The 23548-nt window shown below is 64.2% G+C and carries 26 protein-coding genes; 15 read left to right on the top strand and 11 right to left on the bottom strand.

What is annotated here, in order from left to right; genetic code table 11:
* The first annotated feature begins 14 nt into the window (after window positions 1–14).
* From ACFMBG_RS12835 to ACFMBG_RS12810, 6 genes are all read left to right on the top strand, one after another.
* A complete protein-coding gene (locus ACFMBG_RS12835; protein WP_421055090.1) occupies window positions 15–929 on the top strand; it encodes a DMT family transporter in 915 nt (304 codons plus the stop codon).
* Window positions 930–984: 55 nt separating this feature from the next.
* The gene (locus ACFMBG_RS12830) at window positions 985–1848 is read left to right on the top strand and encodes an ATPase (protein ID WP_421055089.1); all 864 of its coding nucleotides are present in this window, start codon (window positions 985–987) and stop codon (window positions 1846–1848) included.
* 59 nt (window positions 1849–1907) lie between these two features.
* Window positions 1908–2825 carry a homoserine O-acetyltransferase MetA gene (gene metA / locus ACFMBG_RS12825; protein WP_421055088.1) on the top strand — a complete coding sequence of 306 codons (918 nt, stop codon included), beginning with the start codon at window positions 1908–1910 and terminating at the stop codon, window positions 2823–2825.
* Entirely contained in the window at window positions 2800–3780 is a 981-nt protein-coding gene (locus tag ACFMBG_RS12820; RefSeq protein ID WP_421055087.1) for an alpha/beta fold hydrolase, read from the top strand. Before metA ends, ACFMBG_RS12820 begins: the two co-directional genes overlap by 26 nt.
* A gap of 61 nt (window positions 3781–3841) precedes the next feature.
* Window positions 3842–4711 carry a polyphosphate kinase 2 gene (ppk2, locus tag ACFMBG_RS12815; RefSeq protein WP_421055086.1) on the top strand — a complete coding sequence of 290 codons (870 nt, stop codon included), beginning with the start codon at window positions 3842–3844 and terminating at the stop codon, window positions 4709–4711.
* Window positions 4704–5321, top strand: coding sequence for a TetR/AcrR family transcriptional regulator (locus ACFMBG_RS12810; RefSeq protein WP_421055085.1), 618 nt, complete (start codon window positions 4704–4706; stop codon window positions 5319–5321). The genes ppk2 and ACFMBG_RS12810 overlap by 8 nt, the downstream gene beginning before the upstream one ends.
* 10 nt (window positions 5322–5331) lie before the next feature.
* Here the strand turns inward: ACFMBG_RS12810 and ACFMBG_RS12805 are convergent, their stop codons facing one another.
* The 6 genes from ACFMBG_RS12805 to ACFMBG_RS12780 form a co-directional block, all read right to left on the bottom strand.
* Window positions 5332–6390, bottom strand: coding sequence for an adenylate/guanylate cyclase domain-containing protein (locus tag ACFMBG_RS12805; protein ID WP_421055084.1), 1059 nt, complete (start codon window positions 6388–6390; stop codon window positions 5332–5334).
* Window positions 6387–6755, bottom strand: coding sequence for a group I truncated hemoglobin (locus tag ACFMBG_RS12800; RefSeq protein WP_421055083.1), 369 nt, complete (start codon window positions 6753–6755; stop codon window positions 6387–6389). The genes ACFMBG_RS12805 and ACFMBG_RS12800 overlap by 4 nt, the downstream gene beginning before the upstream one ends.
* A 130-nt stretch (window positions 6756–6885) precedes the next feature.
* Window positions 6886–7509, bottom strand: a complete 624-nt coding sequence (locus tag ACFMBG_RS12795; protein WP_421055082.1) for a CatB-related O-acetyltransferase — start codon at window positions 7507–7509, stop codon at window positions 6886–6888.
* Window positions 7510–7660: 151 nt separating this feature from the next.
* Window positions 7661–8146 (bottom strand): 30S ribosomal protein S9, encoded by a 486-nt coding sequence (rpsI, locus tag ACFMBG_RS12790; RefSeq protein WP_421055081.1) that lies wholly within the window; start codon window positions 8144–8146, stop codon window positions 7661–7663.
* 5 nt (window positions 8147–8151) lie between these two features.
* Window positions 8152–8610: a 50S ribosomal protein L13 gene (gene rplM, locus ACFMBG_RS12785; RefSeq protein WP_174146423.1), complete on the bottom strand. Its 459-nt coding sequence runs from the start codon at window positions 8608–8610 to the stop codon at window positions 8152–8154.
* A 166-nt stretch (window positions 8611–8776) separates the two neighbouring features.
* Window positions 8777–10180: an aminotransferase-like domain-containing protein gene (locus ACFMBG_RS12780; RefSeq protein ID WP_421055080.1), complete on the bottom strand. Its 1404-nt coding sequence runs from the start codon at window positions 10178–10180 to the stop codon at window positions 8777–8779.
* 96 nt (window positions 10181–10276) lie between these two features.
* On the opposite strand from ACFMBG_RS12780, the gene ACFMBG_RS12775 reads away from it, so the two are divergent.
* From ACFMBG_RS12775 to asd, 4 genes are all read left to right on the top strand, one after another.
* Window positions 10277–10510 carry a DUF1127 domain-containing protein gene (locus ACFMBG_RS12775; protein ID WP_259969605.1) on the top strand — a complete coding sequence of 78 codons (234 nt, stop codon included), beginning with the start codon at window positions 10277–10279 and terminating at the stop codon, window positions 10508–10510.
* Window positions 10511–10771: 261 nt separating this feature from the next.
* Complete coding sequence (gene speD / locus ACFMBG_RS12770) at window positions 10772–11278, top strand: adenosylmethionine decarboxylase (RefSeq protein ID WP_421055079.1); 507 nt, start codon at window positions 10772–10774, stop codon at window positions 11276–11278.
* Window positions 11275–12138 carry a polyamine aminopropyltransferase gene (speE, locus tag ACFMBG_RS12765; RefSeq protein WP_421055078.1) on the top strand — a complete coding sequence of 288 codons (864 nt, stop codon included), beginning with the start codon at window positions 11275–11277 and terminating at the stop codon, window positions 12136–12138. The genes speD and speE overlap by 4 nt, the downstream gene beginning before the upstream one ends.
* Before the next feature lie 184 nt (window positions 12139–12322).
* Window positions 12323–13213 carry an archaetidylserine decarboxylase gene (gene asd / locus ACFMBG_RS12760; RefSeq protein WP_421055191.1) on the top strand — a complete coding sequence of 297 codons (891 nt, stop codon included), beginning with the start codon at window positions 12323–12325 and terminating at the stop codon, window positions 13211–13213.
* Here asd and ACFMBG_RS12755 read toward each other — a convergent pair.
* Entirely contained in the window at window positions 13210–13632 is a 423-nt protein-coding gene (locus ACFMBG_RS12755; protein ID WP_421055077.1) for a PaaI family thioesterase, read from the bottom strand. The genes asd and ACFMBG_RS12755 overlap by 4 nt on opposite strands.
* A 58-nt stretch (window positions 13633–13690) precedes the next feature.
* Here ACFMBG_RS12755 and ACFMBG_RS12750 point away from each other — a divergent pair, with 58 nt between their 5' ends.
* The 4 genes from ACFMBG_RS12750 (at window position 13691) to gluQRS (ending at window position 17689) form a co-directional block, all read left to right on the top strand.
* Window positions 13691–14476, top strand: a complete 786-nt coding sequence (locus ACFMBG_RS12750; protein ID WP_421055076.1) for an enoyl-CoA hydratase — start codon at window positions 13691–13693, stop codon at window positions 14474–14476.
* Window positions 14477–14828: 352 nt separating this feature from the next.
* Window positions 14829–16184, top strand: coding sequence for a methylenetetrahydrofolate--tRNA-(uracil(54)-C(5))-methyltransferase (FADH(2)-oxidizing) TrmFO (gene trmFO / locus ACFMBG_RS12745; RefSeq protein ID WP_421055075.1), 1356 nt, complete (start codon window positions 14829–14831; stop codon window positions 16182–16184).
* 33 nt (window positions 16185–16217) lie between these two features.
* Complete coding sequence (locus tag ACFMBG_RS12740) at window positions 16218–16832, top strand: class I SAM-dependent DNA methyltransferase (RefSeq protein WP_421055074.1); 615 nt, start codon at window positions 16218–16220, stop codon at window positions 16830–16832.
* Window positions 16829–17689 carry a tRNA glutamyl-Q(34) synthetase GluQRS gene (gene gluQRS, locus ACFMBG_RS12735; protein ID WP_421055073.1) on the top strand — a complete coding sequence of 287 codons (861 nt, stop codon included), beginning with the start codon at window positions 16829–16831 and terminating at the stop codon, window positions 17687–17689. Before ACFMBG_RS12740 ends, gluQRS begins: the two co-directional genes overlap by 4 nt.
* A 52-nt stretch (window positions 17690–17741) precedes the next feature.
* Here gluQRS and hisI read toward each other — a convergent pair whose 3' ends face one another.
* A complete protein-coding gene (gene hisI / locus ACFMBG_RS12730; protein WP_421055072.1) occupies window positions 17742–18101 on the bottom strand; it encodes a phosphoribosyl-AMP cyclohydrolase in 360 nt (119 codons plus the stop codon).
* A gap of 77 nt (window positions 18102–18178) precedes the next feature.
* Between hisI and ACFMBG_RS12725 the strand changes: the two genes are divergently transcribed.
* Window positions 18179–18631 (top strand): iron-sulfur cluster assembly scaffold protein, encoded by a 453-nt coding sequence (locus tag ACFMBG_RS12725; protein WP_421055071.1) that lies wholly within the window; start codon window positions 18179–18181, stop codon window positions 18629–18631.
* A gap of 291 nt (window positions 18632–18922) precedes the next feature.
* Here the strand turns inward: ACFMBG_RS12725 and ACFMBG_RS12720 are convergent, their stop codons facing one another.
* The 3 genes from ACFMBG_RS12720 to ligA form a co-directional block, all read right to left on the bottom strand.
* Window positions 18923–19045, bottom strand: a complete 123-nt coding sequence (locus ACFMBG_RS12720) for a hypothetical protein (RefSeq protein ID WP_421055070.1) — start codon at window positions 19043–19045, stop codon at window positions 18923–18925.
* 148 nt (window positions 19046–19193) lie between these two features.
* Window positions 19194–21284, bottom strand: coding sequence for an ATP-dependent DNA helicase RecG (recG, locus tag ACFMBG_RS12715; protein WP_421055069.1), 2091 nt, complete (start codon window positions 21282–21284; stop codon window positions 19194–19196).
* Entirely contained in the window at window positions 21281–23500 is a 2220-nt protein-coding gene (ligA, locus tag ACFMBG_RS12710) for an NAD-dependent DNA ligase LigA (protein ID WP_421055190.1), read from the bottom strand. The genes recG and ligA overlap by 4 nt, the downstream gene beginning before the upstream one ends.
* Between the last annotated feature and the right edge of the window lie 48 nt (window positions 23501–23548).

The following is a 23548-nucleotide window of genomic DNA, read 5'->3' as shown; positions in this document are numbered from 1 at the left end:
GCTAGCTGAGCGTCATGAGCCCGCAAAAGACCATATCCCCCCGCGCCTGGGCCGAGCTGATCCTGCTCGGCGTGATCTGGGGCGGATCGTTCCTGTCGATCCGCATCGCCCTGGATGAAATCCCCGTTGTCACCCTGGTGCTGCACCGCTGCGGCTGGGCGGCGCTGTTCCTGTGGGCCGTCGTGCTGCTGATGCGGCTGCCGGTGCCCAAGGAGCCGCGGGTCTGGGGCGCCTTCCTGGTGATGGGGCTTTTGAACAACGTGATTCCCTTCGGGCTGATGGCCTGGGGGCAGCTGCATATCGAAACCGGCCTCACCTCGATCCTGAACGCGGCGACGGCGATTTTCGGGGTGATCGTGGCGGCCCTGGTCTTTGCCGACGAGCGGCTGACGGCGCGCAAGGCGCTGGGAGTGGGGCTTGGCTTCCTGGGCGTGGCCACGGCCATCGGGCTGGAGCAATTTGCCAGTTTCGACATCCGCAGCACCGCCCAGCTGGCGGTCCTGGCGGGCACGGTGTCCTATGCCTTTGCCAGCGCATGGGCACGTCTGAAACTGTCCGGCCTGGCACCGCAGGTGGCGGCGGCGGGGATGCTGACCGGCTCCACCCTGTGCCTGGTTCCGGCCGCACTGCTGATTGACGGCGCGCCTGTGCTGGCGCTGGAGACGGGCACCTGGATCTCTGTCGCCTATTTCTCGCTGATCGCCACGGCCGGGGCTTATCTGCTCTATTACCGGGTGCTGGGGCTGGCGGGCAGCGGCAACCTGATGCTGGTCACGCTGATCATCCCGCCGGTCGCCATCCTGCTGGGCGCCTGGGTGCTGGGCGAAGCGCTGAAGCCGCAGGCCTATGCGGGCTTTGCCCTCCTGGCGGCCGGGCTTGTCATCCTGAACGGCAAACCGCGGTTGCGTCGCAAGCGCGCACGGAATTGACCCAGCCCGCGCAGAGGATTAGCAAGGCCTGAAACCTTCAGGGACTTGGGATCTCATGCTTTACTCTTCCGCACAGGACTGGCGCGACGCCCCCAGCAAACGGGTGCTGTTCTTTGGCATGTCCGGGCTTGGCAAAACCTATGTCAGCAACGTCCTGCGCGGAGCCGGCAGCTGGTTCCATTACTCGATCGACTACCGCATCGGCACCCGCTACATGGGCGAATACATCGCCGACAACGCCAAGGCCGAGGCGATGAAAGTGCCGTTCCTGCGCGAGCTGCTGCTGACGGATTCGATCTTCATCGGCTCCAACATCACCTTTGAGAACCTGCGCCCGGTCTCTGCCTATCTGGGCAAGCCCGGCGACACCGCCAAGGGCGGGCTGCCAATCACAGAGTACAAACGCCGCCAGGAGCAGTTCCGGGTGGCCGAGATCCGGGCGCTGCTGGACACCGAGTATTTCGCGGACCGCGCCCAGCAGCTTTATGGCTACCCGAATTTCATCTGCGACACCGGCGGGTCGATCTGTGAATGGGTGGACGCAAATGACCCGAATGACCAGATCCTGTCGGAGCTCAGCAAGCACACGCTGATGGTCTGGATCAAGGGCAGCGACGCCCACACCGCCGAGCTGGTGCGCCGCTTTGACCGCGCGCCCAAGCCGATGTCCTATCAGCCGGAGTTCCTGGACCGGGTCTGGAAAGAGTATCTCAAGGAAAATGGCGTAGCTGAGGGGGATGTGGACCCCGATGCCTTTATCCGCTGGACCTATGCCCAGGCCTTGGCGCACCGCCAGCCGCGCTATCAGGCGATGGCGGACAATTGGGGCATCACCGTCACCGCCGACCAGATCTCAGCCGTCAAGGATGAGGCCGGTTTCGTGGATTTGATCGCCTCGGCTCTTGAGGCCCGCGGCTAAGCCGCTTATCTGACAACCTCCGCTATATCGTACACCCTTCCGTAAATCAGGACAGTGACATGCCCATCAAGATCCCCGCAGACCTCCCCGCCTATGACGTTCTGACGAACGAAGGCGTGATGGTCATGTCGCCGGATCAGGCGGCGCGTCAGGATATCCGGGCCCTGCGCATCGGGCTGTTGAACCTGATGCCCAAGAAGATCCAGACCGAGAATCAGTTTGCCCGGCTGATCGGCGCCACGCCGTTGCAGATCGAGCTGAGCCTGATCCGGATGACCGAGCATCAGACCAAGAACACCGCGGCCGAGCACATGGAGGAGTTCTACCACTCCTTCCAGGAGATCAAGCACGAGAAGTACGACGGGCTGATCATCACCGGCGCACCGATCGAGCATCTGGAGTTTCCGGAGGTCACCTATTGGGACGAGATGCGCGAGGTGTTCGAATGGACCCAGACCAACGTGCATTCGACCTTTGGCGTCTGCTGGGGCGGCATGGCGATGATCAACCATTTCCACGGCGTCAAGAAGCACATGCTGGACCACAAGGCGTTCGGCTGCTTCCGTCACCGGAACCTGGCGCCGGCCTCGCCGTACCTGCGCGGGTTCTCGGATGATTTCGTGATCCCGGTCAGCCGCTGGACTGAAATGAAGCAGGATGAGATCGACGCCGCGCCGGGGCTGCGGACCCTCTTGGGCAGCGATCAGGTCGGCCCCTGCCTGGTGGAGGACAAGGCGCACCGTGCGCTCTATATCTTCAACCATTTTGAGTACGACAGTGATACGCTGAAGCAGGAGTACGACCGCGACGTGGCCAATGGCACCCCGATCAACGTGCCGGACAACTATTATCCGAACGATGATCCCAGCCAGAAGCCGCAGAACCGCTGGCGCAGCCATGCGCATCTGCTGTACGGCAACTGGATCAATGAGATCTACCAGACCACGCCATATGAACTGGATCAGATCGGCCGCTAAGGTGCTGGTTTATCTGAGCCTTGCTGCCGCAACCGGCGCCGCGCTGACCGTGTGGCAGGCCGGGCGGCGCGAGGCGGCCGCCGAGGCCAGCCACCCGCCCCAAGGGGAAGTTCTGGTGGTCGGCCGCCACCGGGTGCATGTGGTGGAGATGGGCCGGCCCAAGGGCAGCGCGCCGGATCTGGTGCTGATCCACGGCTCCAGCGGCAATACCCGGGACATGACGTTCCGGCTGGCGCCCGCGCTGGCCAGGGATTTCCGTATCCTGGTCTTCGACCGGCCGGGGCTGGGCTATTCCGACCGCCTGAACGGCACCGGCGCGACGATCCGCCAGCAGGCGGATGTGCTGCGCCAGGCCGCGGCGCAGCTGGGCGCGGAAAAGCCTGTTGTGCTGGGGCAAAGCTATGGCGGTGCGGTGGCGCTGGCCTGGGCGGTCGACCACCCCGAAGCGCTTGCGGCACTGGTGTCCGTTGCCGGGGTGTCGCACCCCTGGGACACGCCGCTGGACATCTTTTACAGGGTGACGTCTTCGCGGATCGGCAGCGCGTTCGCCGTTCCGGCCCTCACCGCCTTTGTGTCCCGTGCCACCGTCATGGAAACGCTGGACGCCGTGTTTGCCCCGCAGGCGGTGCCGGAGGGCTATGCCCAGCATTTCGGCATCGGCCTGACGCTGCGGCGCAAGTCCCTGCGGGCCAATGCCCGGCAGCGGGCCAACCTGCTGGCGGAAGTCAAAGCCCTGGCGCCGCAGTACCCCCAGATCGGGGTGCCCGTCGAAATCATCCACGGCACCGCGGATGACACTGTCAGCCCCAATATCCACGCGCGGCAGCTTGCCCGCGACGTCCCGGGGGCCGGCCTGACCCTTCTGGAGGGGATCGGCCACATGCCGCACCACGTGGCAACCGATGAGGTGGCCGCCGCGGTGCACCGCGCCGCCGCCCGCGCACGTTTGCGTTAATGCGATTCACATTCCATACTGCCAGCCCATATAAGGGGTTGAGGACAGAAGGGTTTTGCACATGACGCTGCCATTTGACGGGGCCATCAGCCGCTTCTTTGAGACCGGCGCGCCGGAGGAGATCCGCAAGGCGATCCAGGATGCGGACAAGGACGAAATCCTCAGCCCCAGCTACCCGCACCGGGAGCGGATGGCGCGCAAGACCTACGAGAAGGAGCTGGAGGCGCTGCAGATCGAACTGGTCAAGCTGCAGGCCTGGGTCAAAGCCAGCGGCGCGCGCATTGCCATTGTGCTGGAGGGCCGCGATGCGGCCGGCAAGGGCGGCACCATCAAGCGCTTCCGCGAAAACCTGAACCCGCGCGGCGCCCGGGTTGTGGCGCTGGCCAAACCCACCGAAGAGGAGCAGAGCCAGTGGTATTTCCAGCGCTATATCCAGCATCTGCCGTCGGGCGGCGAGATCGTGTTCTTCGACCGCAGCTGGTACAACCGCGGCGTGGTGGAAAAGGTGTTCGGCTTCTGCACCGATGAACAGCGCGAGCGGTTCTTTCACCAGGTGAAGGGGTTTGAGCAGGCGCTGGTGGACGACGGCGTGCAGCTGTTCAAGTTCTGGCTCAATGTCGGCCGGGCGGAGCAGCTGCGGCGGTTCCTGAAGCGGGAATCCGATCCGCTGAAGCAATGGAAGCTGAGCGCGATCGACGTCAAGGGGCTGGAGAAATGGGACGCGTACACCGCCGCGATCTCCGAGACCCTGGCGCGCAGCCATTGCCCGGAGGCCCCCTGGAGCGTCGTGCGCTCGGATGGCAAACGGCGGGCGCGGCTGGCGGCGATCCGCGCGGTGCTGAGCGGCATTGATTATGACAACAAGGACGCCAAGGCCATCGGCGCCCTGGACACGGAAATTTGCGGAGGCCCGGACATCTGGGATGCCTAAACGCGGTTATCATCACGGCAACCTGCGCCAGGCGCTGGTCGAAGCCGCCCTGCAGCTGATCGAGGCCAAGGGCCCGACCGGGTTCACGCTGTCGGAAGCCGCCAAGCAGGCGGGCGTCACCCCGGCGGCGGTCTACCGCCATTTCGAGGGTCGCGAGGATCTGATCGCCGAAGCTGCGCGCCAGGGTTACATCATGTTCGCCGACCTGATGCAGCACGCCTATGACAAGTACCAGCCCTCGGCGCTGGCGGCGTTCGAGGCGACAGGCCGCGCCTATCTGGCCTTTGCCCGCAAGCACCCGGGCCACTACATCGCCATGTTTGAAAGCGGTATTTCGGTGAACCGAACGCCGGAGCTGGCCGACGCCGCCGCCCGCGCCCGGCAGATCCTGGAACGCGCCGCAGCGGACCTGAGCCAGCATATTCCCGCCGACAAACGGCCGCCGGCCTCGATGTTCTCGGCGCATGTTCTGGCGATGAGCCACGGGGTGGTGGAGCTTTATGCCCGCAATTCTCCCGGCGCCACCTCCCCGTTCCCGCCCGAGGATCTGCTGGAGAGCGGCATCGGCATTTACCTGCGCGGGCTGGGGCTGATTGCACCAGATAGTTGAGCCTGTACAGCTAGAACCGGCTGGCGGGCTGCGGCGCGCTCAGCTCGTCGCCGACATTGATCAGGTTCACCTCACCGATGCCCTTGATGTCCTCGGGGCCGATATCGGTGACGTGAAATTCCTCCGACAGCGCCGCCTTCATCTCTTCGGGCGCGACGATTTTCATCGGGTTGGCGAAGACTTGCAGGCGGGAGGCCAGGTTTACTGCCGGGCCGAACACGTCATAGACGTACTTCTGGATGCCCACCACGGAGCCGACGGCAGAGCCGGTGCCCAGTCCGATCCGCGCCTGCCACGTGTGCTGGTGGCTTTGATTGCGGCGGTCCAGATAGCGCAGGAAGCGGGTGGCACAATGGGCCACGGCGGTGGCGTGTTCGGGCATCGGTTCCGGCATCCCGGCCACCGCCAGGTATGCATCGCCAATGGTCTTGATCCGCTCGCAGCCGTATTGCTCGACGATGCGGTCGAAGGCGGTGAAGATGTCGTTCAGCTCTCCCAGGGTCACGGTCGGATCGGTGCGGGAGGCGAAATCAGTGAAATTCACGAAATCCAGCATCACCACGGAGACCTGCGGGTAAAGCTGCGGGGTGACCACGCCGAAGGTCTTGAACTCCTCGTAGACCTGCCGCGGCATCAGGTTCAGCAAGAGCCGCTCCACCCGCTCCTTCTCGCGCTCCAGCTCGCGGGTGTTGCGCTCGACCATCGCGGAATAGCTGTCGATCATGCTTTCCAGCTCGCGGATGCGGGTGATGTTCTGGCATTCCACCACCAGCAGCGGCTCGTCCAGATGGCGGGCCTGCGAGATGTTGATGGCAAACACCAGGGTGCGGCGCTTGCGCTTGATCTTCAGTTCCGCCGAATAGCGCAGCCCCTCCTCGAAGAGCGGCGCCAGGTCCTCGCGGTTCAGCCCGTCAATGGTCTCGGTCAGCGGCGCATCCGGTCCCGGGGTGCCGAACCATTCCGCAAAGGGCTGATTGTGAAAGACAAACCCAAGATCAGAGGCCCGCACCACAGCAACCCCCACGCCAATCGCGCGCAGCAGCTGCTCGTTGATGGCAGCAATACTCATGCCGCCTCCCGGGTGACGATGATGTTGCGCTTGGACTCGATCGCAGCCAGCGTTGTCCGCACATCGGGCTCAGAAAGGCCGTGCTGCTCCAGCGCCTCCTTGAGCAGGGCCGCCATTTCGTCGAAATCCTCATGGGTGATGCCGAGGGCCCGGTGCACCGCCTCCAGCCGTTCGTCGCTGAAGGAGGCGGGCCCGCCCAGCAGCGAGGAGATGAACTTGGTCTGATGGTCAATCAGCCGCGCCATATCCACATCGGCGAAGTAGTCCCCGATCTGATCGGAATCGAGCGCCATCTCGTAGAAAGTCATCACGACGCGGCTGATGGCACTGAACCCGCCGTATTTCTCGTAAATGGTTTGCGGCATGGCAGCTGTCCCCCCCAACAGGAAGCAGTCAGCCCATGTTACGCCAATTCCGCCAAAAAGTTAACGGCCCTGGAACCTGGCCGGTTCCGGGCCGCAGATCAGGACGGTTTGCCAAGGGCAACACCCTGCCTCAGGCTGCGCTTTCGTCCGCGGTCTGGTCCGTGAACGTCACCAGGTCGGCGACGATACCCTGCAGCCCTTCGATCAGATCCACCGTTGGCTGGGCCGACAGCAGCGGCGCCATTTCCTGGATCAGCGGCAGCGGCAGGTCCCACCAGCGCAGCTCCTGCAGCTTTTCGCAGACCGCATCGTCGAACCGCTTGCGCACCAGCTGCGCCGGGTTGCCCGCCCAGACCTCGTAAGCGCCGACATCGAAGGCAACAGTGGCATTCGGGCCGATGACGGCGCCGTTGCCGATGGTCACACCGGCGAGCAAAGTGGCGTTGGCGCCGATCCAGACGTCATTGCCGATAACAACGTCGCCGCCGCCATGCTGCGGCACGTGAACCCCGGCGCCGCCGAGTTGTTCGGTAAAAACCTCGCCAAAGGGAAAGGCGGTGGTCCGGTCCAGCATGGGCGAGGCATCCAGCATGATCCGCACCCCCCTGGCGATCGAGCAGAACGAGCCAATGGACACATTGGCGCCGCCGTCCTGCCCATGGATATCCAGTTCTTCATAGCCGTGGGTGAAGCGGCCGATTTCCAGCTGCCCATTGCCGATCGGGGCAGTCTTGAAGTTTTCCGGTGATGCCATTTTCTGTCCTGCCTTCGTTTCCTGGTCACTCGAATCCGGACACAAATTAGGAAATCTTTCTAAAAGAACCCTGAAAGATTTTGGCAAATGCGGAGCAGCAAAAAAAAGGGCCCGCCAGCGGCGGACCCTTTCGAATTGGATGTGTTCCGAATTAACGCTTCGAGAACTGGAACGAACGGCGGGCTTTGGCCTTACCGTATTTCTTACGTTCCACAACGCGGCTGTCGCGGGTCAGGAAGCCGGCCGCTTTCAGCGCGCCGCGCAGCGACGGATCGTACAGCTGCAGCGCTTTGGAGATGCCGTGCTTGACCGCACCGGCCTGACCGGACAGGCCGCCGCCTTTGACGGTGGCGTAGACGTCGAACTGGTCTTCAACGCCGGCAACCTGGAACGGCTGGCGCAGGATCATCTGCAGCACCGGACGGGCGAAGTACTTGTTCATTTCCTTGCCGTTCACCTCGACCTTGCCGGAGCCCGGCTTGATCCAGACGCGGGCAACAGCGTCTTTACGCTTGCCGGTGGCATAGGAGCGGCCCAGTTCGTCACGAACCGGCTCACGCGCGATGGTTTCTTCGGCAACGGCCTCAACGCCTGCAACGGCGCCCAGCTCTTCGAGAGTGTTGATCTGATCAGCCATCGATATCAGCTCCGGGTGTTTTTCTTGTTCATGGATTTGACATCCAGAACTTCGGGGGCCTGGGCTTCATGCGGGTGCTCGGCACCGGCATAGATACGCAGGTTGGTCATCTGCTGGCGCGACAGGCGGTTGCCCGGCAGCATGCGCTTGACGGCCTGGAACACGACGCGCTCCGGGTGTGCACCTTCCAGGATCTCCTGTTTGGTGCGCGACTTGATGCCGCCCGGGTGGCCGGTGTGCCAGTAGAAGTGCTCGTCGCGCTTCTTGCCGGTCATCTGCACCTTGTCGGCGTTGATGATGATGACGTTGTCGCCCATGTCCATATGCGGAGTGAACGAGGCTTTGTGCTTGCCACGCAGGCGCATGGCAACGATCGAGGCAAGACGGCCCAGAACAACGCCCTCGGCGTCGATCAGGATCCACTTCTTCTCGATGTCTGCCGGAGTAGCAGAGAAGGTTTTCATGGCAGGTCAATCCTGTTTGTCGTGAAGGCAGAATCCCGGGACGGGTCCGCCTGAATGCGATGGACGGGGTTTACGGGGATCAGACTGCCGCGTCAACAGGGGTAAACAAGAATAAATTGTTTCTTTTCAACATGTTGCAAAATGGGTATTATTTTACCCCACAAATTCAGACGCTGATCTGCTCCGGCGGGTTGTCGAGCAGGGCACGCAGGCGCAGCATCGCCTCCTCGAAGCGCTTCAGCGGCACATGGGCATTGATGGCAATGCGCACCGCGTGCGGGGCGCGGCCGTCGCGCAGGGCGAATTCATCGGCAGAGCGGATCTGCACCCCGTTGGCCTCCGCCGCGCGGGTAAAGGCCGCCGCCCGCCAGCCCGACGGCAGCCGCAGCCACAGGAACGGCACATCCGGGTTCCAGTTGAGGTCAAAGCCGCCAAGCGCGTTGACCGCCACCCGCACATAGCGGGCCATCTCGGCGCGCACGTTCTCCACCAGCCCTGGCAGCCTTGGATCGGTCAGCAGGATACGGACCAGATCGGCCAGCGGCTGCGCCAGCCCGAAATAGCCGTATTCCGCCACCCGCCGCAGGTCCGCGGCCCGCCCCTCCGGCGCCAGCGCAAAGCCGACGCGCAACGCGGGCGTCAGGATCTTGGAGATCGAGGACACATGCCAGGCCAGTTCCGGCGCCAGCGCCCGGTAGCTGGGCGCCCGCGACTCGCCCAGGCGGTAGCAGTCGTCCTCGACGATCTGCACCCCGTGGCGGCGGGCAATCCGTGTGATTTCCTTGCGCCGCTCCAGGGGTGTGTAAAGCCCGGTGGGATTATGCACCTCGGGGCTGGTGCACAGGACCGTGGCGCCCGTCTTGCGGATGGCCAGCTCCATCGAATCCGGACGGATGCCGTGTTCATCCATTGCCACCTCGACCACCTGCGCCCGCAGAAGCTCCGCCGCGCGGCGGAACCCGGCATAGGTCAGATCCTCGACCATGATCACCGGCTGCGGCCCCTGCAGGATCGCCTGCAGCACCACCATCAGCCCGTTCTGGCCGCCATGTGTCAGTACAATGTCATTTTCGGTGACGGTGCCGACCGGTGACTGTGCCACCCAGGCGGCCGCCGCCTGGCGCACCGGCAGATAGGCATCGCGGGTCGGGTAGTTCAGGAATTTTCGCGCGTCGCCCTCCGCCACCTTGTGCAGCGCCTCGCGCACCGCGGCCACCTGCCCCATGTCGGCAATCCGCGGGCTGAACAGGCTGACATGGCCCGGATCGCGGGCTTCCGCCAAATGCAGCTGCCGCGACCATACGTCATCCGGCACCGGGGTTTTCTTTTCGGCTACAAAGGTGCCGCGCCCGACCTCGGCCTCCAGCACTCCTTCATCTGTCAGGATGCTGTAGGCGCGGGCAACGGTGCCTGGGGTAATGCTCAACTGGTACGCGAGATCGCGTACCGGCGGCAGCTTTGTACCAATTTTCAAACTGCCGGCTTCGACGGCAGACCGGATCGTGTCTGCCACCTTCTTGTACTTCGGACCTTTGGCCTCTCCCAGGCTCTGCGGCCAAATTGTACCCATTACAATCCATCCTTGGACAATACGCCTACCCCTTTGTATCAGAACACTACGACAAATCAACAGGATTGTATCAACACAATACGAAGGAAGCCTCCCATGGCACAGCACACGCAAATGGCACAATCGAACATGTCCTTTCTGAACAGCCGCCCGGCCCTGCCGGTGCTGGCGCAGTGGGCCGTCCTTTTTGCCGTGCTGGTGACCAAGTGGAGCCTGCGCCACCGAACCCGGTGCCAGCTGAAACACCTGAGCGACGCGCAGCTGAAAGACATCGGGCTGAGCCGCGCCGACGCCCATTATGAAGCCACTCTTCCGTTCTGGCGCCCATGATCCCCTGGGCAATAGAACAACCTGACGGCCGGGGTTCGCCCCGGCCTTTTTTTTTGCGCGCAGGTTTTCTGCGCTCGTGGCGCGTGTTCGGGACCCGCCCGCCCACGCGTTACCAGCCATGCGGAAATTAAAGGTTGAACGAATCTTTCATGGGTCCTACATGCCCCCTCACTTTCGGCACCGATCCCAACCCCGGACTCTTATCCGGGGGGGCGCTAAGGGCCGTCTGGATTGTCATCTACTGGAACGAAGGGGAGCGCCATGAAAGACGCCAACCTCTTCCAACTGGGGATCGGTCTGGAGACAGGCGCCCATGAGGAAGATACCGCCCGCGGTGTAACTGCTGCGAACATTGACTCCATTGTGGATTCGGACCGCGAAGACCATTTCATCCGCAAGGATGGCAAGGTGTTTGCCGGCACCCATCTGATCATCGAAGTGATGAAGGGCACCGGCCTGGACTGCGAAGAGCGCATCCAGAACGCCTTCCGCAAATGTGTCGAGGTCTGCGGCGCCACCCTGCTGCACATCCACACCCACAAATTCTCGCCCCAGGGCGTGTCCGGCGTGGCCGTTCTGGCCGAAAGCCACATCTCCGTCCACACCTGGCCGGAAATCGGCTATGGCGCCTTTGACGTCTTCATGTGCGGCGATGCAGAGCCGTGGAAAGCCGTCGGCGTGCTGAAAGAGGCCTTCTCCACCGACATGGTGGAAGTGCGCGAACTGCTGCGCGGGGAGGAGCTGATCGCCAAAGAGGTGGCGGCATGAGCGATGCCGCCAAATACGAGTGGGTCACCGAGGGTCTGCACACGCATTACGCCCAGCGTCTGCGCGTGGACGAGATGCTCTATGACAGCAACACCGAGCACCAGCGCCTGAAAGTGTTCCAGAACGGCCAGTTCGGCCGCATTCTGACGCTGGATGACGTGGTGCAGACCACCGAAGGCGACAACTTCATCTACCACGAGATGCTGACCCATGTGCCGATCCTGGCGCATGGCAATGCAAAGCGCGTGCTGATCATCGGCGGCGGCGACGGCGGCATGGCCCGCGAGGCACTGCGCCACACATCGGTCGAGCATGTCACCATGGTGGAGATTGACGGCGGCGTGGTGGATTTCTCGAAAGAGTATCTGCCGATGCTGAGCCAGGGCGCCTTTGACGATCCGCGCCTGAACCTGGTGATCAACGACGGTGCGGTGTTCATGAAAGAGAACACCGAAAAGTTCGACGTGATCATCGTCGATTCGACCGACCCGATCGGCCCCGGTGAAGTGCTGTTCACCGACACTTTCTACGGCCACGCCGCGCGCTCGCTGACCGAGGACGGCATCATCGTCACCCAGAACGGCGTGCCGTTCATGCAGGGCGATGAGCTGACCGGCACCCTGCGGGCGTTCCAGGCGCTGTTTGCCGATGCGTCGTGCTATCTGGCCACCGTGCCGACCTATGCCGGCGGGCCGATGGCCTTTGGCTGGGGCAGCCACTCGGACAAGGCCCGCAACGTGAGCCTGGCCGATCTGGAGGCACGCTTTGCCGCCGCCGGGATCGACACCGGCTACTACAATCCGGAGGTTCACAAGGCCGCATTCGCCTTGCCGAACTACGTGAAGAAGCTGTTCCCGTAAGCGGGAGGCATGAGGGGGCTCCGGCCCCCTTTTTCTTGGCTTGAGTACCACTCCTGCCCGAGCGCCCCGCGCCCGCCTTCCGTGCTGGACGGCCCCGGCCCTAACGTTGCGCGCCGATACCCCTTGGCCTGGCTGCCGGTCTTTGCTAGGCGCGGCGGGACCTTAATCAGACGTGGCAGGCCAAATGCAGCGCAACCCCATCCTTGTTGTTGACCGCGAGACCGGCGAGACCTTTGAAGAAGCGGTGCTGGGCGAGAAATGGATCCGCTGGGCCTATCAGAACGCCAGCGCGCGGCCCATCGAGAAGCTGCTGTTCCACTCCTCCCTGATCAGCCGCCTGATGGGCGCCTGGTTCGACTCGCGGTTTTCCCGGGGCAAGATCCGCGCAGTGATCGACGAGCTTTCGATCGACATGGATGAGGCCACCGCGCCTGCCGAAAGCTACGGCTGTTTCAACGACTTCTTCGTGCGCCACCTGAAACCCGAAGCCCGGCCCTTCAGCGATGATCCGAAGGACATCGTCTCTCCCGCCGACGGCAGGGTGCTGGTGTTCCCGGAACTGGCGGAGGATGTCTTTGTCCCGGTAAAAGGCTACCCGATGTCGGTCCGCACGATGCTGCCGGGCATTGCCGAGCGTTTCACCGGCGGCGCGCTGGCCATCGTGCGGCTGTGCCCGGCGGACTACCACCGCTATCACTTCCCCGCCGGCGGCCGGATCACCGGCGCCCGGGACATTCCCGGCGCGCTGCATTCGGTGAACCCGATTGCGCTGGGGGCGGGGCCGGATGTGTTCGGCGAGAACAAGCGGACCTGGACGCTGATCGAGACCGAAACCCTGGGCACCTATTGCTTTGTCGAGGTGGGGGCCTTTGGCGTCGGCTCCATCGTCAACACCCGCACCGAAGGCACGGTGCAGAAGATGGACGAGAAGGGCTATTTCAAGTTCGGCGGCTCCACCGTGGTCGTTGTGTTCGAGCCCGGCAGGATCCGGTTTGCGGATGATCTGGTGGCCAACAGCGCCAAGGGCCGGGAAACGCTGGTCAAGGTCGGCCAGCCGCTCGCGACCGCGCTCTAACGCTTGGGCGGGATCGAATAGGTCATCGAGGCGCGGGCGACCGGCTCATCCTGGCCTTCCGAGTACATCAGCACATCGGCCACCGCCAGAACCCGGCCCAGCTTCAAGAGCCGCGCGTCGGCGATCACATCCGCGCCCGCGACCGGTTTGCGCATGAAATCCAGCGAGCAATTGGTGGTCACCGCCAGCGCCTCGCGCCCCAGCCGCGACAGGATCAGCGCATAGATCGCGCAGTCGGCCAGCGCAAACATCGACGGGCCCGACACGGTGCCGCCCGGCCGCAGGTGCCGCTCCGCGGTCAGCAGGCGCATCCGCAGGCCATGCTCATCCATCGCATCAATGGCAAAGTCGTCCTTCACCTGCGGAAAGATCTCGTGCAGGTAGTCCGTCAGACCTGCGACATCAAATGCCAGTGCCATGCTTTTCCTTTCCCTTCGCGCTGACTAGAGTTGCCGCAACCCTTGGGAGGAGAGCAAGATGGCAATTCTGGAACGTTGCGACACGGGGGCTATCGCCCGGCTGACGATGAACACGCCGGAAAAGCTGAACGCGCTGTCGGACGAGATGCTGGCGGCACTGCAGGAACAGATCGACGCCTTGCGCGAAGACAGCAGCATCAAGGTGGTGATCCTGTCCGGCACCGGCAAAGGGTTCTGCGCGGGCCATGACATCAAGCAGATGACCGCGGGCCGCGCGTCTGAGGACGGCGGCAAAGCCTATTTCCAAGATCTGTTTGCCCGCTGCACCAGCGTGATGACGGGGCTGCAATCCCTGCCCCAGCCGGTTATCGCCCAGGTCCATGGCATCGCCACCGCGGCGGGCTGCCAGCTGGTTGCGTCCTGCGATCTGGCGGTGGCGGCGGAGAGCACCAGGTTCGGCGTCAACGGGGTGAACATCGGCCTCTTCTGCTCCACCCCGATGGTGGCGCTGTCGCGCAATATCCCGCGCAAGCAGGCTTTTGAGCTGCTGACAACAGGCGGTTTCATCGACGCGGCCCGCGCGGTGGAGCTGGGGCTGGCCAACCGCGCCGTGCCGCTGGAGGCGCTGGAGGCGGAAACCACCAAGCTGGCGGAAACCATCGCCTCGAAACTGGGCGCGGCGGTGAAGATCGGCAAGCAGGCGTTTTACGAGCAGCTGCAGATGCCGCTGGACCAGGCCTATGCCTATACCAGCGGGGTGATCGTCGAGAACCTGATGTACCGCGACACCATCGAAGGCATGGCCGCCTTTATCGAAAAACGCACGCCCGACTGGCAGGAGTAAGTTTATCTGAAAATTTTCGGAGAACTTTAGGCTTTGTTTACCAATCGGAACATATTGTTTCCTTAAGAAGCCAGCCAACTGCCTTTTAATTCGGGCGGAAAGATGGCAAAGATTGGGCAAGGCCGGCGCACAGTCACTGGCCTGCACAATTTGGGCTGCTGCTGCGGAAGGGTCCCTCCAACCGGTTCTCTCTCACCGGCCGATCATTCCCGCAGCGGCGGCCCCAAATTTCCCCGCCACCCGGACAAACTGACACCCAGACGGCGCATGTGCGCAGTTAGCGGCAGCTCTGCCGCAGCCACCTGCGCCCAAGCCTGTTGCACAGGCCCGTCCCCTGCCCTATGTGGCGGGCATGACAGATCATTCGGCACAGACATTGCACATCGTGGGCGGCGGCATGGCCGGCTCGGAAGCGGCCTGGCAGGCGGCAAACATGGGTGTTCAGGTGGTAATCCACGAAATGCGCCCCAAGGTGGAAACCTTTGCCCACCAGACCGGAAACCTGGGCGAGATGGTGTGTTCGAACTCCTTCCGCTCGGATGATGACGAGCAGAACGCCGTGGGCCTGCTGCACTGGGAAATGCGCGCCGCAAACGGGCTGATCATGACCACCGCGGATGAGCACCGGCTGCCCGCCGGCGGCGCCCTGGCGGTTGACCGGGACCCCTTTGCCGAAACTGTGACCGCCAAGCTGAAGGCGCATCCGAATGTGTCGGTCTCCTATGAGGAGATCACCGAACTGCCCGCGGACGGCCATTGGATCTTTGCCACCGGCCCGCTGACCTCGCCGGAACTGGGCAAGGCGATCCAGGCCGAGACCGGCGCCGAGGCGCTGGCCTTCTTCGATGCCATCGCGCCGATTGTCTATGCCGAGAGCATCGACATGTCCCAGGCCTGGATGCAATCGCGCTATGACAAGGGCGAGACCGAGGAAGAGCGCACCGCCTACCTCAACTGCCCGATGACGAGGGACCAGTACGAGGCCTTCATCGACGCATTGTTGTCAGCTGACAAAACCGAATTCCACGAGGGCGAGACCGCTGGATATTTCGACGGCTGCCTGCCGATCGAGGTGATGGCGGAACGCGGCCGTGAAACCCTGCGCCACGGGCCGATGAAGCCGGTGGGCCTCACCAACCCGCACCAGCCGGATGTCAAAGCCCATGCCGTGGTGCAGCTGCGCCGCGACAACGCGCTGGGGACACTGTTCAACATCGTCGGTTTCCAGACCAAGATGAAATACGGCGCCCAGACCGAAGTGTTCAAGATGATCCCGGGACTGGAAAACGCCAGCTTTGCCCGGCTTGGCGGCATCCACCGCAATACCTTCATCAACTCGCCCACCCTGCTGGATGCGCAGATGCGGCTGAAGTCCAGGCCCAACATCCGCTTTGCCGGCCAGATCACCGGCGTCGAGGGCTATGTGGAAAGCGCCGCCATGGGCCTGCTGGCGGGCCGCCTGGCCGCGGCTGAGATCCTCGGCCAGGCGCTGCCCGAAGTGCCGCAGGACAGCGCCATGGGGGCGCTGATCCACCACATCACCGGCGGCGCCGAGGCCAAGACCTTCCAGCCGATGAACGTGAACTTCGGCCTGTTCCGCCCGGTCGACGGCCTCAAAGGCGGCCGCCGCGGCCGCAAGGACCGCTACAAGGCCTATACCGACCGCGCCAAGGCAGTCTGGCAGGAGTGGCTCGGAAACTTTTCCTAGACGCTGCACAAAGCACGGGTCTAGGATTATTGCATGAGTGAAAAATTCCTCGGTAAATCCTATGGCCTTACCAGCCAGGACGCGACCCGTGACCACTATGACCGCTGGGCCGCCTCGTATGACGCTGAAATTGCGGAAAACGGTTATGCAACGCCGGGGCGCATCGCCGCGGCGCTGTGGAAATACCTGCCGGAACCGGACGCACCGGTCCTCGACTTCGGCTGCGGCACCGGCCTGTGCGGCCTGGCGCTGCGTGCAGCCGGCTATAACGTCGTCGACGGTCTGGAGCCCTCGCCGGAAATGCTGGCCCAAGCCCGCGCCAAAGGCGCCTACCGGCAGCTGAACCAGCTGGATGTCACTGATAAGACGCCGGTCAAGCCGGGAACCTATCGCGCTATCGCCGGCTGCGGCGTTCTGGGCACCGGCGCAGCACCGCCGGAAACCTTTGACGTGATCATGCGCGGGCTGGACCGCGGCGGGCTGTTTGCCTTCTCCTACAACGACCACGCGCTGGAGGACCGCGCCTATACCGGCAAGCTCAATGAATGGCTGGACTGTTCGGCGGCACGGCTGCTATTCCGGGAACACGGGGACCACCTTCCCGGCATCAACCTCAAGTCCACCGTCTATGTAATTGAGAAAGCGTGACATTCACCACACGTTTTGCACCGTCGCCAACCGGACCGCTGCACTTGGGCCACGCCTATTCCGCGCTGCTGGCGCATGATATGGCCATGGCCGAGGGCGGCCGCTTCCTGCTGCGCATCGAAGATATCGACCAGTCCCGCGCCCGGCCCGAATGGGAAGCGCAGATCTATGACGACCTGCACTGGCTCGGCCTCTCCTGGCCGCAGCCGGTGATGCGCCAGTCAGAGCGGCTGCCCCGCTACCGCGCCGCGCTGGACCGGCTGACCGCGATGGGGCTCACCTACCCTTGCGGCTGCAACCGCGCTGATATCGAGGCCGCGGCCGGGGCGCCGCAGGAAGGTGTGCCGCAATTCGGCCCCGACGGCCGCATCTACCCCGGCACCTGCCGCGGCCGCCCGCCCGGTGAGGCCACAGACCGTGACGTGGTCCGGCTGAACATGGAAAAGGCCGTCCAAACCGCTGGGCTGCGCAGCTTCACCGAGACCGGACCGGAATTTGCCGGCACCCGCCAGCTCGATCCTGAGCAGCTGATCTCAAGCGTTGGCGACATCATCCTGGTGCGCCGCAGCATGGGCAGCTCCTACCACCTGTCGGTGGTGGCGGATGACGCGGACCAGGGCATCACCCATGCGGTGCGCGGCGCCGACCTGTTCGAGGCCACCCAGATCCACGTGCTGCTGCAAAGCCTTCTGGGCCTGCCGACGCCTGTCTACCACCACCACCGCCTGATCCGCGACGAACATGGCAAACGGCTCGCCAAACGCGACGACGCCCGCGCGATCGCCAAATACCGCGCCGAGGGCGCCACCCCGCAAGACATCCGCGGCATGGTGGGCCTGCCGGCTTCTTCTGGCTGAAAATATCCCCGCCGGAGGCACGGCCCGGCAGGGCCGTCCCCGCGGGCGCGGCTCACTCCATCGGCTTCATCAGCTCGACCTCGCCCCCCTCCCGCAGCGCGGTATAGAAACAGGTCCGCCGGTTGGTGTGGCAGGCCGCCCCGGTCTGGCGCACCAGCGCCAGCAGGCAGTCGCGGTCGCAATCGACCCGCAGATCCACCAGCTCCTGCACGTGGCCCGAGGTCTCCCCCTTGATCCAGAACGCCTGGCGCGAGCGCGACCAGTAGGTGACCCGGCGGGTTTCAAGCGTCCGGGCGACGGCATCGGCATTCATCCAGGCCATCATCAGCACCTCGCCCGAGGCCTCGTCCTGCGCAATGCAGGGGATCAGGCCCGCGTCATTGTAAGTCAGGCTGGCGGGATCAAAGGACATGGCTAAAAACCTTTTGCATCTGCTGTTCGGCTCCCTATGTATGGGGAACCACCAAGCAGGGAAAGCCCGGGAAAGCGATGTCTGGCGAATCCGATCTGATCAAGCTGTATTCTTCGCGCATTCTGGCGCTGGCCGCGGATATTCCGCATCTCGAACGGCTGGAGGCACCGGACGCCACCGTCAAGAAACGCTCCCCGCTGTGCGGCTCCACCGTCACCGTCGATATCAGCGTCGAGGACGGGCGGATCACGGATTTCGGCCAGGACGTAAAGGCTTGCGCGCTGGGACAGGCCTCGGCAGCCGTTGTCGGCGCCAATGTGATCGGCCGCACGCTGGCAGAGGTCGAGACCGCGCGCGATCAATTGAAGGCCATGCTGACCCAGGACGGCCCGGTGCCCGAGGCCCCTTTTGACGGGCTGGAAGTGCTGCAGCCCGCGCGCGAGTTCAAGAACCGCCACGCCTCAATCATGCTGGCGCTGGAGGCCACCCTGGAAGCCATGCAGACCGCCGCCAAGGAGCAATGCGCCTGACGCCGGCGCCCTGCGTCACTGACTGCCATAAACAGCAGAACCCGCGCCCGCCCTTGCAGCTTTGCAAGGGTGAATGTGCTGCTGCCTCAGCCCGTCCAACAAAAAACCGCCGCGCATCCGGGCAGGATGGCGGCGGCAGTCATGCTCTGCTGTGCGGGACCCGGGCGGGCCAGGCTGGATCTTGAGGCAATCCATTCGGGGATCGGGACAGGCGGTTGATCCCTTGAGCAGTCCGGGACAGGAAAGGGCCGGCCCGGCACAGCAAAGGCATTCAGGAAAACGGACGGCGGGTCAGAGCAGGCCCGGCAAATGCAGCGCGGCCACCAGCATCACCATCAGCGAGGCCGCGCCGATGGCGTCCTGCAGCAGGGTGGAATGGGCGTTCTGAATCGTGGTCTTGATCTGTGCAAACATTGCTCGGGCCTCCTCCAGTCTGTCTTTTCGCTCTTTGGCAAATTTGTTGCCCCTTTGTTCTCATTTTCAGCCGCAGCTGTAAAGAACTTTTTGAGAACATTTGCGAACGGAGTGGAACATCAGTGGGAAACACGCGCCGAAACGCAGGCTAACCCACTGTAATCAAACGGATTGCCTGATCCTGTTTCATCAGCCACAAAAGCACCCGCGCCGCCTTGCCGCGGGCGCTTTCCAGCTTGGGGTCTGCTGCCAGCAGCGCCCGCGCATCGCTTTGCGCGACCGCCATCAGCCCGGCCTGGCGCTCCAGGTCGGCAATCCGGAACTTCGGCAGGCCCGATTGCGCGGTGCCGATCATGTCGCCCGCGCCGCGCATCTGCAGGTCGGTTTCCGAGATCCGGAAGCCGTCCTCGGTCTCGCGCAAAACCTCCAGCCGCTTGCGCCCGCCTTCGGTCAGCGGCGGCTGATACATCAGCAGGCAGGTCGACTCGGCGCTGCCGCGCCCCACCCGGCCGCGCAGCTGGTGCAGCTGCGCCAGGCCAAAGATCTCCGCCCGCTCGATCACCATGATCGAGGCGTTGGGCACGTTCACCCCAACCTCGATCACCGTGGTGGCCACCAGAACCTTGGTCTTGCCCTCCTGGAACGCCGCCATCGCGGCATCCTTCTCGGCGGGCGGCATCTGGCCATGCACCAGACCGGCGGTGCCCTCGCCCAAAACCGCGCGCAGATGCTTGAAACGCTCCTCCGCCGCGGTCAGGTCGCTCAGCTCCGACTCATCGACCAGCGGGCAGACCCAGTAGCACTGCCGCCCCTCGCCGATCGCCTTGCGCAAGTGGTCGACCACCTCCTGCATCCGTTCGGTGCTGATGACCGCGGTCTTGACCGGCTTGCGCCCCGGCGGTTTCTCATCCAGCACCGAGACATCCATGTCGCCGTATTGCGCCAGCGCCAGCGAGCGCGGGATCGGCGTTGCGGTCATCACCAGCACATCGGCGCCCTTGCCCTTTTCTGCCAGCTCCATCCGCTGGCGCACGCCGAAGCGGTGCTGTTCATCGACAATCGCGAGGCGCAGGTCGCGGAATTCCACATCCTGCTGGAACACCGCGTGGGTGCCGACCAGCACCTGGATATCGCCGCGCTTGAGCGCCGCCAGCTTGGCCTTGCGCTCAGCCCCCTTGTCGCGGCCTGTCAGGATCTCGATCACCACCCCGGCATCTTCAGCGAGCGGCGCGAGCCCCTCCATGTGCTGCTGCGCCAGAATCCCGGTCGGGGCCATCATCACCCCCTGCCCGCCCGCTTCAACTGCGACCAGCAAGGCCATGAAAGCAACCAGGGTTTTCCCGGCGCCCACATCGCCTTGCAGCAGCCGGTTCATGCGCTTGGCCGAGGCCATATCGGCAGAGATTTCCTCGATCGCCCGCGCCTGGGCGTTGGTGGGCTTGTAAGGCAGCGCCTTCAGAACGCGCGACTGCAGGCGTCCGGTTGCATGGCTTTCGATCCCGCGGGCCTTGCGTTCGGTCTGCCGCGCCAGCGCCAGGGTCAGCTGATGGGAGAACAGCTCATCATAGGCCAGACGCGCCCGCGCCGGAGACAGCGGACTCAGGTCATCCGGGCCTTGCGGCGCATGGGCGGACTGCAGCGCCTCGTGCCAGGCGGGCCAGTTTTCCTTCAGCATCTGCGCCGGATCGATCCACTCCGCCAGCTCAGGCATCCGCGACAGCGCGCTTTGCGCTGCCTTGTACATGGTTTTCTGTGAAACCCCGTGGGTCAGGCTGTAGACCGGCTCATACTCCGGGATCTCATGCGCCTCTTCCAACGGCAGCATGTGGTCCGGGTGCACCATCTGCGCCAGCCCGTCAAAAAGCTCCAGCTTGCCCGAGACCACCCGGCGGGACCCCTCCGGCAGCTGCGCCTCCAGATAGCGGCTGCGGCCGTGGAAAAAGACCAGCTGAAACTCTGTCTCTGCGTCCTCCACGTGGATGCGGTAGGCGCCGCCCTTGTTGCGCGCGGGCCGGTGCCGGCCGACGGTCACCTCAACCGTCACCGTTGCCGGCAACTCCAACCCGCGGATTGTGCCCCGGCGCCGCCTATCCACCACTGAATAAGGCAGCGAAAACAACAGGTCCCGCGGCGTTTCTATATCGATCTGCAGAAGGCTCTGCGCGGTTTTCGGGCCGATACCCTGCAGGGTCTCGGCGCCGGCAAACAGCCGAAACAGGATCTCCGGACGCCCGCTCATGCCCCTGCGATCAGCTCCAGCCAGCCGTCTTCGTCCAGCGTCTGAATGCCCAGCTCCGCCGCTTTCTTGGCCTTGGACCCTGCCCCGGGACCGGCCACCAGAATGTCGGTCTTCCTGGAAACGGAGCCCGAGACCTTGGCCCCCAGTGCCTCTGCCCGTGCCTTGGCCTCGGCCCGGGTCATCTTCTCCAGCGTGCCGGTGAAGACGACGGTCTTGCCCGCCACCGGGCTGTCCGCGGCCGGCGCATCAGGCGGCACGACGGTCAGCTTGGCCACCAGCCGATCGATGGCCGCGCGCTCCTCCGGGTTGGCAAAGGCATCGGACAGGGACAGGCCCAGTACCGCGCCGATCCCGTCAACGCCGGTCAGGTCCGCCCAGGCGGCCGCGGCCTCTGCCGGAACCGAGCAGGCGGCGACGGCGGCTGCCCGGGTCTCCGAAATCCGGGCGCGGCGGCCCTCATCCGCGGCGGCCTGCCGCTCCGCCTCCTCGGCCTCATCCGCGGCCCGGTGCGCCAAGGCGGCCGGACGGGCCGCGTCAATTGCATCCGCCATCACCTGCCAGTCCCGGTAGTGCAGCGCCAGGTCGCGGCCGGCAACCTCACCCGCGTGGCGGATGCCGAGGGCAAAGATCAGCTTGGCCAGCGGGATCGTGCGCTTTTCCTCGATCGCGGCAAAGAGATTGTCGGCGGATTTCTCCCCCCAGCCCTCGCGGTTCTTCAGCTGCTGCAAGCCAGAGCCGTAATTTTCTTGCAGATCAAAGATATCCGCGGGCTCCTTGATCCAGCCATCGCTATGGAACTGCTCCACCTGCTTGGCGCCCAGCCCCTCGATGTCGAAAGCCGCGCGGGAGACGAAATGCTTCAGCTTTTCCACCGCCTGCGCCGGGCAGATCAGACCGCCGGAGCAGCGGCGGACGGCGTCGCCCTCCTCCCGCTCCGCCGGGCTGCCGCATTCCGGGCAGGTATGCGGGAACTGGTATGGCTCTGCGCCGTCGGGCCGTTTGGCCAGGTCAACATCGGCGACCTTGGGAATCACATCGCCAGCCCGGTAGATCTGCACCCAGTCGCCGATGCGGATATCCTTGCCGCCGCGGATTTCCTCGCCCTTGGAGTCGCGGCCCTGGATGTAATCCTCGTTGTGCAGCGTGGCATTGGACACCACCACCCCGCCGACGGTCACCGGGGTCAGCCGCGCCACCGGGCTCAGCGCACCGGTGCGTCCGACCTGGATGTCGATGGCCTCCAGCCGGGTCCAGGCCAGTTCGGCCGGGAATTTATGCGCAATAGCCCAGCGGGGCGTTGTGGAACGGAACCCCAGCCGCCCCTGCAGCGCCAGATCATTGACCTTGTAGACCACGCCGTCGATGTCATAGCCCAGCGTCGCGCGCTGCTCCTCGATGCTGCGGTAGTGATTAATCATGTCCGCAACGCTGGTGCAAAGACGAGTCAGCGGGTTTGTCTGAAACCCAAGGGACTGCAGCCGCGCGATTGCTTCCATCTGCGTTTCCGCCAAAGGTTCGCTCAGCTCGCCCCAGCTGTAGGCGAAGAACCGCAAAGGCCGGGCACGGGTGATTTCCGCGTCCAGCTGCCGCAGCGATCCGGCGGCGGCATTGCGCGGGTTGGCAAAGATCTTGCCGCCGCGCTCTGCATGGCGGGCGTTCAATGCTTCGAAATCGGCGTGGCTCATATAGACTTCGCCACGGACCTCCAGCACCTCCGGCGCGCCGTCCAGCTGCTGCGGTATATCGCTGATGGTTAGCGCATTGGCGGTCACGTTTTCCCCGACACTGCCATCGCCGCGGGTGGCGGCCTGCACCAGTTTCCCCTGCTCATAGCGCAGCGACAGCGACAGCCCGTCGATCTTGGGTTCGGCCGTATAGCCTAGCGCGGCCTCCCCGCCCAGGCCGAGGTATTTACGGATACTGCGGTCGAAATCGGTGACGTCCTCATCCTCGAAAGCATTGCCCAGCGACAGCATCCGCACCGCGTGGGTGATCTTGCCAAATCCGGACGCCGCCGGCGCGCCGACCGCCCCCAACTGGGAGGCTTCTTCTGCCAGTTCAGGATAGGCCTCTGCCAGCGCCTGGTAGCGCCGTTTCAGCGAATCATATTCGGCGTCGCTGATCTCCGGCGCATCGGCCTGGTGATAGGCCAGATCCGCTGCCCGCAGCTTGTCTTCCAGCGCCAGAAACTCTGCCCGGGCGTCTTGCGCCGTCAGGCCGGCCACGTCTTTTTCCGAATTCTCTGCCACGCGCGGTCCCTCTTC

Origin of the sequence: Leisingera coralii, from assembly GCF_049056525.1 — a bacterium.
Taxonomy (GTDB): Bacteria; Pseudomonadota; Alphaproteobacteria; order Rhodobacterales; family Rhodobacteraceae; genus Leisingera; species Leisingera coralii.
Note: the sequence above shows the minus strand (reverse complement) of the source record. Positions and strands in the feature narration are given on the sequence as shown.